This window comes from Pseudomonas chlororaphis subsp. aurantiaca, assembly GCF_013466605.1.
Taxonomy (GTDB): Bacteria; Pseudomonadota; Gammaproteobacteria; order Pseudomonadales; family Pseudomonadaceae; genus Aquipseudomonas; species Aquipseudomonas chlororaphis_I.
Map to the genome: position 1 here is coordinate 2,004,832 of NZ_CP059162.1, position 15,564 is coordinate 2,020,395.

11 protein-coding genes are annotated in these 15,564 nt (G+C 62.9%); 7 read left to right on the forward strand and 4 right to left on the reverse strand.

The genetic code is table 11. The features are described 5' to 3' along the window. Positions 1 to 117: 117 nt before the first annotated feature. From H0I86_RS09195 to rloA, 3 genes are read right to left on the reverse strand one after another with little or no spacing between them, the layout of a single operon-like run. Positions 118 to 1,104, reverse strand: a complete 987-nt coding sequence (locus tag H0I86_RS09195; protein WP_180924779.1) for an alpha-L-glutamate ligase-like protein — start codon at positions 1,102 to 1,104, stop codon at positions 118 to 120. Then, entirely contained in the window at positions 1,104 to 2,636 is a 1,533-nt protein-coding gene (gene rloB / locus H0I86_RS09200) for an osmotic stress tolerance membrane protein RloB (RefSeq protein WP_180924780.1), read from the reverse strand. Before rloB ends, H0I86_RS09195 begins: the two co-directional genes overlap by 1 nt. Positions 2,637 to 2,641: 5 nt before the next feature. After that, positions 2,642 to 3,184: a retropepsin-like aspartic peptidase RloA gene (rloA, locus tag H0I86_RS09205; RefSeq protein WP_007930640.1), complete on the reverse strand. Its 543-nt coding sequence runs from the start codon at positions 3,182 to 3,184 to the stop codon at positions 2,642 to 2,644. Between the two features lie 269 nt (positions 3,185 to 3,453). On the opposite strand from rloA, the gene H0I86_RS09210 reads away from it, so the two are divergent. The 6 genes from H0I86_RS09210 to prpD all read left to right on the forward strand — a co-directional run bounded on the left by H0I86_RS09210 (position 3,454) and on the right by prpD (position 12,060). Then, positions 3,454 to 4,176, forward strand: coding sequence for a GntR family transcriptional regulator (locus tag H0I86_RS09210; protein WP_180924781.1), 723 nt, complete (start codon positions 3,454 to 3,456; stop codon positions 4,174 to 4,176). Then, on the forward strand, positions 4,173 to 5,069 hold the full coding sequence (gene prpB / locus H0I86_RS09215) for a methylisocitrate lyase (protein ID WP_180924782.1): 897 nt from the start codon (positions 4,173 to 4,175) through the stop codon (positions 5,067 to 5,069). Before H0I86_RS09210 ends, prpB begins: the two co-directional genes overlap by 4 nt. A gap of 217 nt (positions 5,070 to 5,286) precedes the next feature. Beyond that, positions 5,287 to 6,414: a bifunctional 2-methylcitrate synthase/citrate synthase gene (gene prpC / locus H0I86_RS09220; protein WP_180924783.1), complete on the forward strand. Its 1,128-nt coding sequence runs from the start codon at positions 5,287 to 5,289 to the stop codon at positions 6,412 to 6,414. A gap of 186 nt (positions 6,415 to 6,600) precedes the next feature. After that, a complete protein-coding gene (gene acnD, locus H0I86_RS09225) occupies positions 6,601 to 9,195 on the forward strand; it encodes a Fe/S-dependent 2-methylisocitrate dehydratase AcnD (protein WP_180924784.1) in 2,595 nt (864 codons plus the stop codon). A 60-nt stretch (positions 9,196 to 9,255) separates the two neighbouring features. Beyond that, the gene (gene prpF / locus H0I86_RS09230; protein ID WP_180924785.1) at positions 9,256 to 10,446 is read left to right on the forward strand and encodes a 2-methylaconitate cis-trans isomerase PrpF; all 1,191 of its coding nucleotides are present in this window, start codon (positions 9,256 to 9,258) and stop codon (positions 10,444 to 10,446) included. 129 nt (positions 10,447 to 10,575) lie between these two features. Further along, positions 10,576 to 12,060 carry a 2-methylcitrate dehydratase gene (gene prpD / locus H0I86_RS09235; RefSeq protein ID WP_180924786.1) on the forward strand — a complete coding sequence of 495 codons (1,485 nt, stop codon included), beginning with the start codon at positions 10,576 to 10,578 and terminating at the stop codon, positions 12,058 to 12,060. A gap of 108 nt (positions 12,061 to 12,168) precedes the next feature. Here the strand turns inward: prpD and ppsR are convergent, their stop codons facing one another. Continuing rightward, the gene (gene ppsR, locus H0I86_RS09240; protein WP_007927505.1) at positions 12,169 to 12,987 is read right to left on the reverse strand and encodes a posphoenolpyruvate synthetase regulatory kinase/phosphorylase PpsR; all 819 of its coding nucleotides are present in this window, start codon (positions 12,985 to 12,987) and stop codon (positions 12,169 to 12,171) included. Between the two features lie 173 nt (positions 12,988 to 13,160). Between ppsR and ppsA the strand changes: the two genes are divergently transcribed. After that, a complete protein-coding gene (gene ppsA / locus H0I86_RS09245) occupies positions 13,161 to 15,536 on the forward strand; it encodes a phosphoenolpyruvate synthase (protein ID WP_009047902.1) in 2,376 nt (791 codons plus the stop codon). Positions 15,537 to 15,564: the final 28 nt, after the last annotated feature.

Below are 15,564 nucleotides of genomic sequence, written 5' to 3' on the forward strand. Positions count from 1 at the left end.
TGTAGCCGCTGCCGCAGGCCGCGATAGGACCGAAGGTCCTCCAGCGCTTTTAAAGGCCGCGCCCGCTTTGTGGTCGGGCGCAGCCTGCGGTAGCGGCTACAGGTCGATGCCGGTGGATCAGCCTTCCACCGCCGGGATATGGCCGAACAGGTCCTGGGCAAACTGCACGCGCTGCTCGACGGTTTCGCTGATGCCACGGGCCTTCAGTTCTCCCAGGTGCGCTTCGACCGCATGGGTGCGCTGGGTCAGGCCGCAGTCGTTGGCGATCTGGATGTTCAGGCCGGGGCGGGCGTTGAGCTCGAGGATCAGCGGGCCCTTTTCCTGGTCCAGCACCATGTCGACCCCGATGTAGCCCAGGCCGCACAACTCGTAACACCCGGCCGCCAGCTTCATGAAGCCGTCCCAGTAGGGCAGTTGCACGCCATCCACCGCATTGGTGGTGTCCGGGTGCTTGGCGATGATGTTGTTCAGCCAGGTGCCACGCAGGGTCAGGCCGGTGGCCAGGTCGACGCCGACGCCGATGGCGCCCTGGTGCAGGTTGGCCTTGCCGCCGGACTGGCGGGTCGGCAGGCGCAGCATGGCCATCACCGGGTAGCCCATGAGCACGATGATGCGGATGTCCGGCACGCCTTCGTAGCTGATGCTCTTGAAGATCTGGTCCGGGGTTACCCGGTATTCGATCAGCGCCCGGTCACGGTGGCCGCCCAGGGAGTAGAGGCCGGTGAGGATGCTGGAAATCTGGTGCTCGATTTCCTCATGGCTGATGATCTTGCCCGACACCGTGCGGTAGCGGCCTTCGAAACGGTCGGCGATCACCAGGATGCCGTCGCCGCCGGCGCCTTGCGCCGGCTTGATCACGAAGTCGTTGCGCCCGCCGATGATCTCGTCGAGCTTGTCGATTTCCTTCTCGGTTGAGATCACGCCGTACAGTTCCGGCACATGGATGCCGGCCTCGATCGCGCGTTCCTTGGTGATGATCTTGTCGTCGACGATCGGGTACAGGCTGCGCTTGTTGTACTTGAGTACGTAGTCCGCGTTACGCCGATTGATCCCCATGATGCCCCGGGCTTCCAGGGCCTTCCAGGTCTTCCACAGGCCGAACATTACGAATCAGCCTTGACGAAGGCTTTGAAACGGATCAGCTCGGTCAGGCGGTAGCCGCGGTAGCGACCCATCGCCAGCATGAAGCCCACTAGGATCAGCAGCATCGCCGGGAAGGTGAAGACGAAGTAGATCAACTCCGGCACGCTCATGATCAGGTGGGCCAGGGAGGCGGCGAACAGCGTGCCGATGGCGACTTTCATCGCATGGCCGGCGCCACGTTCTTCCCAGGTGATCGACAGGCGTTCGATGGTCATGGTCAGGATCACCATCGGGAACAGGGCGACCGACAGGCCGCGTTCCAGGCCGAGCTTGTGGCTGAACAGGCTGATGGCGGCGATCAGCACCACGACGAAGGTCAGCACCACCGACAGCCGCGGCAGCATCTGCAGCTTCAGGTGTTCCAGGTAGGACCTGAGCGACAGCCCGAGCGCGGTGATCACGGTGAACAGCACGATGCCGAAGCCCAGCTGGGTTTCGCGGAAGGCCAGGGCGATCAGCACCGGGGTGAAGGTGCCCAGGGTCTGCAGGCCGATCAGGTTGCGCAGCACCAGGATCACCAGCACGCCGATCGGGATCATCACCATGATCATGAAGGTCTGTTGGGTCTGCAGCGGCAGGCCGTACAGCGAGTATTCGAGGAAGTTGGCGTCGGTGTTCTCGTCGGTCAGCTTGGCCAGGCGAATGGCGTTCATTTCGCTGTTGTTCAGGCTGAAGGTGACGGTGGCTTTCTTGCCGCCATCGACGGTGATCAGGTTGTCGTCACCGATCCACCACAGCAGGCGGTCGCTGGGCAGGCCCTGTTCGCCGGTTTCCGGGTTGAAGTACAGCCAGTCGGTACCGTTGAAGCTGCGCAGCCACAGTTCCGGAGCCTGCGGCTGGTCGGCCACCAGGCGAATGGTGTGGACCTTTTCCATCGGTACGTGGGCGATGGACAGCAGCAGGTCGACGATCTTGGCCTTGTTCGCCGGCGACGGATCGCCCGCCAGGAGCATCTTGGCGTTGTCGTCGTTGCTGTTGTTGACCCGCTTGATGGCTTCGCTGATGAAGGTCTCGACGTCGGCCGAGTGCTGGCGGATCGGCGCGAGCAGGGCTTCGGCGGCGATCTTTTCCGGGCCTTCGACGGCGATGCTGTCGCGGAAGGTCGGGCCCTTGATCTTGGCTTTTTCCGCGGTGTAGCGCTTGGTCAGGACCAGGCGGTAGTAGAGGGTCTGGTTGCCCTTGGCGCGGCGTGCCGACCAGGTGACCTTGCGGTTGCCGTCGACGCGGTTCACCGCCACCCCGTAGTTATTGGAGATGAAACTCTCGTTCAGGCTGACGTAATCGCGGCTCAGCGGCGGCACGAACATCTGGATCTTGATCGGGTCCTTGGCGTTGGCGACGAATTCGACCTTGGCGTCGATGTTCCACAGGTCGTCGGTGGCGTCTTCGGTCACCGGGATGCCGAGCACGAAAATCTGATAGGCCGTGATCGAGATGCCCAGCACCACCAGGATGGCGATCAGGATTTTCAGATGGAGGGTAAGAGAGCGCATTGGAGTTACTCTGCGGTATGAGCGTCGGTGGCGCAGGCAGGTTTGCCAGCAGCGTATTTAAGACTGGGGTCGACCAGTGCATCGAAGCGCTTGAGCGCTTCGGAGCCGATCAAGAGCGGGTATTGGAATGCACTGCGGTCGGTCAAGTTCACTTCTATGCTGCGCAGGGCTCCGCCCATGCAGATATCCAGCTCGATGACCGGGCGCGCGGTGTACTTCTTGTTGTTTTCCTCATCGGGGTCGTAGTCGCCGGCGCGGCGCTTGATCTTGCTGACGCGGGCCAGCGGACGTTCGATGGGGTGGGAATGGGCGGCGTCGATGGCCAGGTAGAAGCGTACCCAGGACTCGCCATTGCGCTTGAAGCGCTTGATATCGCGGGCGCTGAGGGAGGCGGTCTTGGCGCCGGTGTCGAGCTTGGCGGCGACTTCCAGGTCGATCCCGGACAGCCTGGCGTATTCATTCAGACCGTAAACGGTCTTGCCGGCGGCGGCACTCAGGCCCGGCAGGCCGAGCAGGCAGAACAGTATGGAGAAGGCCTTGAGTCTCATAGATCCTGGTGCGTTGCATGGGTTCTTCAGTTCAAGGCGACTGGCATTGCTGCGCAAGCTCCCTCGTGTGCTGCCTTATTAATGTGACAGGCAAATGCGGGCGGCATTCTAGCATGCTGGTTTTATGGCGCCAGCGGCGGGGCGGGGGCTTTTGTGCCGGTTTGGTGCAAAGGGTTATTAGACGATTGTCGACAATATCTATTTTTACTTTGACTGCATGGCTTGTATTGGCTAGTTTTTGTCGCATTGATTTTCAAGGTGTCGACAATATGCTGGATCAGCTCGATCCCCCCGCCGGGACGCAGGACGATTCGGAAACCTTGTCCGAAAACGTCTTCAGGCGCATTCAGGCGGCCATCGTCAAGGGCGAGATCGCCCCGGGCAGCAAGATCTCCGAGCCGGAACTGGCGCGCACCTATGGCATCAGCCGCGGCCCGTTGCGCGAGGCGATCCACCGCCTGGAAGGCCAGCGCCTGCTGGTGCGGGTGCCCCATGTCGGGGCGCGGGTGGTGTCCCTGAGCCATGCCGAGCTGATCGAACTCTACGAAATCCGCGAGTCCCTGGAAGGCATGGCCTGCCGCCTGGCCGCCGAGCGCATGACCAACGAGGAAATCGACGAGCTGCGCCGGGTCCTCGATACCCACGAGCGCGACGCGGCGTTCCAGGCCGGGGTCGGTTACTACCAGCAGGAAGGCGATTTCGACTTCCACTACCGGATCATCCAGGGCGCGGGCAACCGCACCCTCACGCAGATGCTCTGCGGCGAGCTGTACCAACTGGTGCGCATGTACCGCATCCAGTTTTCCGCCACGCCCAACCGCCCGCACCAGGCGTTCGCCGAGCACCACCGGATTCTCGATGCCATTGCCGATCGCGACGGCGAACTGGCCGAGTTGTTGATGCGCCGTCACATCGGCGCTTCCAAACGCAACATTGCCCGTCATTACCAGGACGGCGCCAAGCAGACAGCCACTCCACGAGGTGAGTCATGAGTTCCAATAACAAGAGCACTCCAGGCCAGCGCTTCCGCGATGCGGTCGCCAGCGAACGACCGTTGCAGGTGGTCGGCGCCATCAATGCCAACCATGCGCTGCTGGCCAAGCGCGCCGGGTTCAAGGCGATTTACCTGTCCGGTGGCGGGGTGGCGGCCGGCTCCCTCGGCGTGCCGGACCTGGGCATCACCGGGCTGGACGACGTGCTGACCGACGTGCGCCGCATCACCGACGTCTGCGACCTGCCGCTGCTGGTGGACGTGGACACCGGTTTCGGTTCGTCGGCGTTCAACGTGGCGCGCACCGTCAAGTCGATGATCAAGTTCGGCGCGGCGGCGATTCACATCGAGGACCAGGTCGGCGCCAAGCGCTGTGGCCATCGTCCGAACAAAGAGATCGTCTCCCAGCAGGAAATGGTCGACCGCATCAAGGCCGCGGTGGATGCCCGCACCGACGACAGCTTCGTGATCATGGCCCGTACCGACGCCCTGGCGGTGGAAGGGCTGGAGTCGGCCCTGGACCGCGCCGCCGCCTGCATCGAGGCCGGCGCCGACATGGTGTTCCCGGAAGCCATCACTGAGCTGGAGATGTACAAGATCTTCGCCAGCCGGGTGAAAGCGCCGATCCTGGCCAACATCACCGAGTTCGGCGCCACGCCGCTGTACACCACCGAACAACTGAAGTCCGTGGATGTTTCCCTGGTGCTGTACCCGCTGTCGGCGTTCCGCGCCATGAACAAGGCGGCGGAAAACGTCTATACCGCGATCCGTCGCGACGGTACCCAACAGAACGTGATCGACACCATGCAGACCCGCATGGAGCTGTACGACCGCATCGACTACCACACCTTCGAGCAGAAGCTCGATGTGCTGTTCGCCCAGAAGAAGGGCTGAACCCGAACGCGGTTCGACTGCTGATGCAAAACCTGTAGCCGCTGCCGAAGGCTGCGATAGGACCACAGGTGCTTGGTGTTGTACCGAAGCTCCTTTAGCGCCGATAAGGGCGCCACGGTCGTACCGGCCGATCGCAGCGTGCGGCAGCGGCTACAGAAAGCAGCATTGGTTTTGACGATTTGCCGATTCCCTAACAAATTCAAGATTGGAGAGAGCAATGGCCGAAGCAAAAGTATTGAGTGGCGCTGGCCTGCGTGGCCAGGTGGCCGGACAGACTGCCTTGTCGACCGTGGGCCAGGCCGGTGCCGGGCTGACCTACCGGGGTTACGACGTCCGCGAACTGGCGGCCGACGCGCAGTTCGAAGAAGTGGCCTACCTGCTGCTGTACGGCGAACTGCCGACCCAGGCGCAGCTGGACGCCTACACCCAGAAACTGAGCAAGCTGCGCGACCTGCCGCAGGCGCTGAAAGAAGTGCTGGAGCGCATTCCGGCCGACGCCCATCCGATGGATGTGATGCGCACCGGCTGCTCGTTCCTCGGCAATATCGAGCCGGAACAGGACTTCTCCCAACAGCGTGACGTCACCGACCGTCTGCTGGCCGCGTTCCCGGCGATCATGTGCTACTGGTACCGCTTCAGCCACGACGGCAAGCGCATCGATTGCGTGACCGACGAGCCGTGCATCGGCAGCCACTTCCTGCACCTGCTGCACGGCAAGAAGCCGAGCGAGCTGCACGTCAAGGTGATGAACGTGTCGCTGATCCTCTACGCCGAGCACGAATTCAACGCCTCGACCTTCACTGCCCGGGTCTGTGCCTCGACCCTGTCCGACCTGTACTCCTGCGTCACCGCGGCCATCGGTTCGCTGCGCGGCCCGCTGCACGGCGGCGCCAACGAGGCGGCGATGGAGATGATCGAGCGTTTCGCTTCGCCGGAAGAGGCGATCAAGGGCACCCTCGGCATGCTCGAGCGCAAGGACAAGATCATGGGCTTCGGCCACGCGATCTACAAAGACAACGACCCGCGCAACGAGGTGATCAAGGGCTGGTCGAAAAAGCTCGCTGACGAAGTGGGCGACAAGGTGCTGTTCCCGGTTTCCGAAGCCATCGACAAGACCATGTGGGAGCAGAAGAAGCTGTTCCCCAACGCCGACTTCTACCATGCCTCGGCGTACCACTTCATGGGCATCCCGACCAAGCTGTTCACCCCGATCTTCGTCTGCTCGCGCCTGACCGGCTGGGCGGCTCACGTGTTCGAACAGCGCGCCAACAACCGCATCATTCGTCCAAGCGCCGAGTACGTCGGCGTCGAGCAGCGCAAGTTCGTGCCAATCGAACGTCGCTGAATGGTGGCTGCTTGAACGCCCTGGCTAAACCCAGAGCCCTGTAGGAGCGAGGCTTGCCCGCGAAGACGGACTGACATTCAACATCGATGTCGACCGTTGCGCCGCCATCGCGAGCAAGCTTTGCTCCTATCGGGGAGCGGTTTCAGCAGCACCACCTTTTGCAATCACCGTGACCGAGCCCTGACGATGAACACTGAATTTCGTAAACCGTTACCCGGTACCCGACTGGACTACTTCGACACCCGCGCGGCCGTCGAGGCGATCCAGCCCGGCGCCTACGACAGCCTGCCGTACACCTCGCGCGTGCTCGCGGAAAACCTGGTGCGTCGCTGCGATCCGGCGACCCTGACCGATTCCCTGAAACAACTGATCGAGCGCAAGCGCGACCTCGACTTCCCGTGGTTTCCGGCCCGCGTGGTGTGCCACGACATTCTCGGCCAGACCGCCCTGGTGGACCTGGCCGGCCTGCGCGATGCCATCGCCGACCAGGGTGGCGATCCGGCCCAGGTCAACCCGGTGGTGCCGACCCAGTTGATCGTCGACCACTCGCTGGCGGTGGAGTGCGGTGGCTTCGACCCGGACGCGTTCGCCAAGAACCGTGCCGTGGAAGATCGGCGCAACGAAGATCGTTTCCACTTCATCAACTGGACCAAGAAAGCCTTCAAGAACGTCGACGTGATCCCGCCGGGCAACGGCATCATGCACCAGATCAACCTGGAGAAAATGTCGCCGGTGATCCAGGCGCGCGATGGCGTGGCCTTTCCCGATACCTGCGTCGGCACCGACAGCCACACCCCGCACGTGGATGCCCTGGGCGTGATCGCCATCGGCGTCGGCGGCCTGGAAGCCGAAAGCGTGATGCTCGGCCGGGCGTCCTGGATGCGCCTGCCGGAAATCGTCGGCGTCGAGCTGACCGGCAAGCTGCAACCGGGCATCACCGCCACCGATATGGTGCTGGCGCTGACCGAGTTCCTGCGCAAGCAGAAAGTGGTGGGCGCCTACCTGGAGTTCTTCGGCGCAGGCGCCGCGGCGCTGACCCTGGGCGACCGCGCGACCATCTCCAACATGGCGCCGGAATACGGCGCCACCGCGGCGATGTTCTACATCGACCAGCAGACCATCGACTACCTCAAGCTCACTGGCCGTGAAGACGAGCAAGTGCAACTGGTCGAGACCTATGCCAAACAGGCCGGCCTGTGGGCTGACAGTCTGAAAGACGCGCAGTACGAGCGCGGCTTGCAGTTCGACCTGTCCTCGGTGGTGCGCAACATGGCGGGCCCGAGTAACCCCCACGCCCGGGTGGCGACCAGCGACCTGGCGGCCAAGGGCATCGCCGGCCAGTGGGAAGAAGTGCCGGGGCAAATGCCCGATGGCGCGGTGATCATCGCGGCCATCACCAGCTGCACCAACACCAGCAACCCGCGCAACGTGATCGCCGCCGGCCTGCTGGCGCGCAATGCCAACAAGCTCGGCCTGACCCGCAAGCCCTGGGTCAAGTCGTCGCTGGCGCCGGGTTCCAAGACAGTGGCCATGTACCTGGACGAAGCCGGACTGACCCACGAGCTGGAGCAATTGGGCTTTGGCGTCGTGGCCTTTGCCTGCACCACTTGCAACGGCATGTCCGGTGCGCTGGACCCGGTGATCCAGAAAGAGATCATCGACCGCGACCTGTATGCCACCGCGGTACTGTCGGGCAACCGCAACTTCGACGGGCGCATCCACCCGTATGCCAAGCAGGCGTTCCTCGCGTCGCCGCCGCTGGTAGTGGCCTATGCGATTGCCGGGACCATCCGCTTCGACATCGAGAAGGACGTGCTGGGCCTGGACGCCAACGGCAAGGAAATCCGCCTCAAGGACATCTGGCCGAGCGACGAAGAGATCGACGCGGTGGTCAAGGCTTCGGTGAAGCCCGAGCAGTTCCGCAAGGTATACATCCCGATGTTCGCCATTCACGAAGACACCGGGCCCAGGGTCGAGCCGCTGTACGACTGGCGCGAAATGAGCACCTATATCCGTCGCCCGCCGTACTGGGAAGGCGCCCTGGCCGGGGCGCGCAGCCTGACCGGCATGCGTCCGCTGGCGGTGCTGCCGGACAACATCACCACCGATCACCTGTCGCCGTCCAACGCCATCATGCTCGACAGCGCGGCCGGCGAGTACCTGGCGAAAATGGGCCTGCCGGAAGAGGACTTCAACTCTTATGCGACCCACCGGGGCGACCATCTGACCGCGCAGCGCGCGACCTTCGCCAACCCGAAACTGTTCAACGAAATGGTCCAGGAAGGCGGCAAGGTCAAGCAGGGTTCGCTGGCGCGGATCGAGCCGGAAGGCCAGGTCACCCGGATGTGGGAAGCCATCGAAACCTATATGCAGCGCAAGCAGCCGCTGATCATCATCGCCGGCGCCGACTACGGCCAGGGTTCGTCCCGTGACTGGGCGGCCAAGGGCGTGCGCCTGGCCGGGGTGGAAGCCATCGCCGCCGAGGGCTTCGAGCGTATCCACCGCACCAACCTGGTGGGCATGGGCGTATTGCCGCTGGAGTTCAAGCCGGGCACCGACCGCAAGACCCTGGGCATCGACGGCACTGAAACCTTCGATGTGGTGGGCGAGCGCAAGCCGCGCGCGACCCTGACCCTGGTGATCCAGCGCAAGAACGGCGAGCGCATCGAGGTGCCGGTGACCTGCCGTCTCGACACCGCCGAAGAGGTGTCGATCTACGAAGCGGGCGGTGTGTTGCAGCGCTTTGCCCAGGACTTCCTCGAATCGGCTGTCGCCAGTTAAGTGACGTACCGGGGGCGGGCCGCAAGGCGCCGCCCTCGCTCTTTATCAGGACCGAAATCCATGGCTTTCGTAGCGCAAATCAAGATTCCCGCCACCTATATGCGTGGCGGCACCAGCAAGGGCGTGTTCTTCAGCCTGCAAGACCTACCCGAGGCGGCACAACTGCCGGGCGCGGCCCGCGATGCGTTGCTGTTGCGGGTGATCGGCAGCCCCGACCCGTACGACAAGCAGATCGACGGCATGGGTGGCGCCACTTCCAGCACCAGCAAGACGGTGATCCTGTCGAAAAGCATCAAGCCCGGTCACGACGTGGATTACCTGTTCGGCCAGGTCTCCATCGACAAGCCTTTCGTCGACTGGAGCGGCAACTGCGGCAACCTGTCGGCGGCGGTCGGTTCCTTCGCCATCAGCAGCGGCCTGGTGGATGCCGAGCGCATCCCGCAGAACGGCGTGGCCGTGGTGCGTGTCTGGCAGGCCAATATTGGCAAGACCATCATCGCCCATGTGCCGATGACCAATGGCGCGGTGCAGGAAACCGGCGACTTCGAACTGGATGGCGTGACCTTCCCGGCGGCCGAAGTGCAGCTGGAATTCATGGACCCGGCGGCTGAGGAGGAGGGCGCCGGCGGTTCGATGTTCCCCACCGGCAACCTGGTGGACGACCTGGAAGTGCCGGGCGTCGGGACTTTCCAGGCCACCCTGATCAATGCCGGGATCCCGACCATCTTCATCAACGCCCGCGACATCGGCTACAGCGGTACCGAGCTGCAGGGCGATATCAACGGCGACCCCAAGGTGCTGGCGATGTTCGAGACCATTCGCGCCCACGGCGCGCTGCGAATGGGGCTGATCCAGCACCTGGACGAAGCGGCCAAGCGCCAACACACGCCCAAGGTCGCCTTTGTCGCCCCGCCGGCGGACTACCAGGCGTCCAGCGGCAAGGCGGTGAAGGCTGCGGATGTCGATCTGCTGGTGCGCGCGCTGTCCATGGGCAAGCTGCATCACGCGATGATGGGCACCGCCGCGGTGGCCATCGGCACGGCGGCGGCGATCCCCGGCACCCTGGTCAACCTGGCGGCCGGCGGCGGGGAGCGCAGCGCGGTGCGTTTCGGCCATCCGTCAGGAACCTTGCGGGTTGGCGCCGAAGCCGTGCAGGACAACGGCGAATGGAGCGTGACCAAGGCCATCATGAGCCGCAGCGCACGGGTCTTGATGGAAGGTTGGGTGCGTGTGCCCGGCGACGCCTTCTAAGGAAAAACCGCTACCCGCAGGAAGCCGCCGACCAGCGCTCCTGCGAGGGATAAAATAAGTAGACATAACCCGATCAGCCTGACCTTGAGGATGCAACCCACACCTAACCCTTGATGGAGTGAACTGCCCATGAGCGCCAACGTTGATCTGAACGAACGCCCCGATTACGACCAGGTCCTGCAGGACATTGCCGATTACGTTCTGAACTACCGGATCGAGTCCCACGAGGCTCTGGATACCGCCCGCAACTGCCTGATGGACACCCTCGGCTGCGGTCTGCTGGCCCTGCGCTTTCCGGAGTGCACCAAGCACCTGGGGCCGATAGTGGAAGGCACGGTCGTGCCGTTTGGCGCGCGGGTGCCGGGCACCCGCTTGCGCCTGGATCCGGTCAAGGCGGCCTGGGATATCGGCTGCATCGTCCGTTGGCTGGATTACAACGACACCTGGCTCGCCGCCGAGTGGGGCCATCCTTCCGACAACCTCGGTGGCATCCTCGCCGTGGCCGATCACCTGTCGCAAAAGCGCGTGGCCAATGGCGAGGCGCCGCTGACCATGCGCGCGGTGCTCGAGGCCATGATCATGGCCCATGAGATCCAGGGGGTGATCGCCCTGGAGAACTCCTTCAACCGCGTCGGCCTCGACCATGTGCTGCTGGTGAAGGTCGCCTCGACCGCGGTCACCGCCAAACTGATGGGCGCCAACCGCGAACAGCTGCTGGCGGCGCTGTCCCATGCCTTTGTCGATGGCCAGGCGCTGCGCACTTATCGGCATGCGCCGAACGCCGGTTCGCGCAAGTCCTGGGCGGCGGGGGACGCCACGAGTCGTGGTGTGCGCCTGGCGGATATCGCCCTGCGCGGCGAGATGGGCATTCCGGGAGTGCTGAGCGCGCCGCAGTGGGGTTTCTACGACGTGCTGTTCAGCCACACCAACAAGGACTTGGCGCTCAAGCCCGAAGACCAGCGCCATTTCAGCCTGTCGCAGAAATATGGCAGCTATGTGATGGAAAACGTGCTGTTCAAGATCAGCTTCCCGGCCGAGTTCCATGCGCAGACCGCCTGTGAAGCGGCGGTGACCCTGCACCCGCTGGTACGCAATCGCCTGCACGAGATCGACAGGATCGTCATCACCACCCACGAATCGGCGATCCGCATCATTTCCAAGGTTGGCCCGCTGGCCAACGCCGCCGACCGCGATCACTGCATCCAGTACATGACCGCTGTGCCGCTGGCGTTTGGCAACCTGGTGGCCGAGCACTATGAAGACGGCTTCCATGCCGCCCACCCGATCATCGATCAGTTGCGCGAGAAGATGCAGATAGTCGAAGAACCGCGCTACACCCGCGAGTACCTGGAGGCCGACAAGCGCTCCATCGCCAATGCGCTACAAGTGTTTTTCAAGGATGGCTCGAGCACCGGGCAGGTGGCGGTGGAATACCCGATCGGCCATCGCCGGCGCCGCGCCGAAGGCATTCCGCTGCTGGAAGACAAGTTCAAGGCCAACCTGGCCACCCGCTTCACGGCCCAGCGTTCGGCGCAGATCTTTGCCCTGTGCAAGGACCAGGCGCAGCTGGAAGCCACGGCGGTGCACCGGTTCGTGGACCTGTTGGTGATCTGAGGGCAGGGCGGACCGTTGGTCCGATTGCGACTAGCTCGCTCCTACAAGATTTTGTAAGCCATGGAGGAGCGAGCTTGCTCGCGATAGCGTTCTATTGGTCAGAAAAAACTATTTGAAGCGCCGCTCGACGCCTTTTTCCACGAGGATCTTCGCCGAGATCTCTTCCACCGAGAAATGCGTGGAGTTGATGTGCGGAATGTTCTCGCGGCGGAACAGGTTTTCCACCTCGCGCACTTCGAACTCGCATTGGGCGTAGCTCGAGTAGCGGCTGTTGGGCTTGCGCTCGTTGCGGATGGCGGTGAGCCGGTCGGGATCGATGGTCAGGCCGAACAGCTTGTGCTGGTGGGCGCGCAGGGCGGTCGGCAGCTGCAGGCGTTCCATGTCGTCTTCGGTCAGCGGGTAGTTGGCGGCGCGGATGCCGAACTGCATGGCCATGTACAGGCAGGTCGGGGTCTTGCCGCAGCGCGACACGCCGACCAGGATCAGGTCGGCCTTGTCGTAGTAGTGGGTACGGGCGCCGTCGTCGTTGTCTAGGGCGAAGTTCACCGCCTCGATCCGCTCCATATAATTGGAGTTGCCGCCAATGGAATGGGACTTGCCGACCGAATACGACGAGTGCTCGCTCAACTCCAGCTCCAGGGGGGCGAGGAAGGTCGAGAAGATGTCGATCATGAAACCATTGGACGTCGCGAGGATCTCACGGATGTCCTGATTGACGATAGTGTCGAAGATAATCGGACGAAATCCGTCCTTTTCGGCGGCAATGTTGATTTGTTGTACCATGGCCCGCGCTTTATCTACGCTGTCGATATACGGTCGCGTGATTTTGCTGAAGGTGATGTTTTCGAACTGCGCCAGGAGGCTCTGGCCGAGGGTTTCAGCGGTGATGCCGGTACCGTCGGAGATGAAGAAAGCAGATCGTTTCATTTGCACCTTGGGCCTTAAGCTAGTGACGAATCTTGGATATGATAGGCGCGATTTGCCGGCCTCCAATGGCCTGCATTCTCACTTATTTTCCAGGTCCAGGCCATACAGCTGGCAAGCGCTCCCCGAGCAGCCGGCTTCTGAGCTTTTCCAACACAGTTAGTGGAGAGATCACCTTGGTAGAGTACGTAGTTTCCCTCGATAAGCTCGGCGTCCATGATGTAGAGCATGTGGGGGGCAAGAACGCATCCCTGGGCGAGATGATCAGTAACCTTGCAGGCGCCGGTGTATCGGTCCCTGGAGGCTTTGCCACGACGGCCCAGGCCTATCGTGATTTTCTCGAATTGAGCGGTCTTAACGACCAGATCCACGCCGCGCTCGACGCCCTGGACGTCGATGACGTGAATGCCCTGGCCAAGACCGGCGCCCAGATCCGTCAATGGATCATGGAAGCCGAATTCCCCGAGCAACTGAATACCGAAATTCGCACCGCGTTCGCCAAGCTGTCCGCGGGCAACCCTGACATGGCCGTGGCCGTGCGCTCCTCGGCCACTGCCGAAGACCTGCCGGATGCTTCCTTCGCCGGCCAGCAGGAAACCTTCCTCAATATCCGTGGCGTCGAGAACGTCATTCGCGCCGCCAAGGAAGTCTTCGCTTCCCTGTTCAACGATCGCGCCATTTCCTACCGCGTGCACCAGGGCTTCGACCACAAGCTGGTCGCCCTGTCTGCCGGCGTGCAGCGCATGGTGCGTTCGGAAACCGGTACCGCCGGCGTGATGTTCACCCTCGACACCGAGTCGGGCTTCCGTGACGTGGTGTTCATCACCGGCGCCTACGGCCTGGGTGAAACCGTCGTTCAAGGTGCGGTGAACCCGGACGAGTTCTACGTCCACAAGGGCACCCTGCAAGCCGGTCGCCCGGCTATCCTGCGCCGCAACCTGGGCAGCAAGGCGATCAAGATGATCTATGGCGACGAAGCCAAGGCCGGTCGCTCGGTCAAGACCGTCGATGTCGACAAGGCCGATCGCGCACGTTTCTGCCTGACTGATGCCGAAGTCAGCGAGCTGGCCAAGCAGGCGATGATCATCGAGAAGCACTACAAGTGCCCGATGGACATCGAATGGGCCAAAGACGGCGACGACGGCAAGCTGTACATCGTCCAGGCCCGTCCGGAAACCGTGAAGAGCCGCACCCAGGCCAACGTGATGGAGCGTTACCTGTTGAAGGAAACCGGCACCGTGCTGGTGGAAGGTCGCGCCATTGGCCAGCGCATCGGCGCCGGCAAGGTGCGGATCATCAAGGACGTGTCGGAGATGGACAAGGTCCAGGCCGGCGACGTGCTGGTATCCGACATGACCGACCCGGACTGGGAACCGGTGATGAAGCGCGCCAGCGCCATTGTCACCAACCGTGGCGGCCGTACCTGCCACGCCGCGATCATCGCGCGCGAGCTGGGGATCCCGGCCGTTGTCGGTTGCGGCAACGCCACCGAACTGTTGAAGGATGGACAGGGCGTGACCGTGTCCTGTGCTGAAGGCGACACCGGTTTCATCTTCGAAGGCGAGCTGGGCTTTGACGTGAAGAAAAACTCCGTCGACGCCATGCCGGAGCTGCCGTTCAAGATCATGATGAACGTCGGCAACCCGGACCGTGCCTTCGACTTCGCCCAGTTGCCGAACGCCGGTGTCGGCCTGGCCCGCCTGGAGTTCATCATCAACCGCATGATCGGCGTGCACCCCAAGGCACTGCTGAACTACGCCGGCCTGCCCCATGAAATCAAGGAAAGCGTCGACAAGCGCATCGCCGGTTACAATGAACCGGTCGGTTTCTACGTCGACAAGCTGGTCGAGGGCATCAGCACCCTGGCCGCGGCGTTCTGGCCGAAAAAGGTCATCGTGCGCCTGTCGGACTTCAAGTCCAACGAATACGCCAACCTGATCGGCGGCAAGCTCTACGAGCCGGAAGAAGAAAACCCGATGCTGGGCTTCCGCGGTGCTTCGCGTTACATCAGCGAATCCTTCCGTGACTGCTTCGAGCTCGAGTGCCGCGCCCTCAAGCGTGTGCGCAACGACATGGGCCTGACCAACGTCGAGATCATGGTGCCGTTCGTCCGTACCCTGGGCGAAGCCAGCCAGGTGGTGGATCTGCTTGCTGAAAACGGTCTCAAGCGCGGTGAAAACGGCCTGCGCGTGATCATGATGTGCGAGCTGCCTTCCAACGCGATCCTGGCCGAAGAGTTCCTCGAGTTCTTCGACGGTTTCTCCATCGGTTCCAACGACCTGACCCAGCTGACCCTGGGCCTGGACCGCGACTCGGGTATCATCGCGCACCTGTTCGACGAGCGTAATCCAGCGGTCAAGAAGCTGCTGGCCAACGCCATCGCCGCCTGCAACAAGGCCGGCAAATACATCGGTATTTGCGGCCAGGGTCCGTCCGACCACCCGGACCTGGCCAAGTGGCTGATGGAGCAGGGCATCGAAAGCGTATCGCTGAACCCGGATTCCGTGCTGGAAACCTGGTTCTTCCTGGCCGAGGGGCAGGGTGCGGTCTAAGCGGAATGAAGCACCGGCCAGCCTTCGG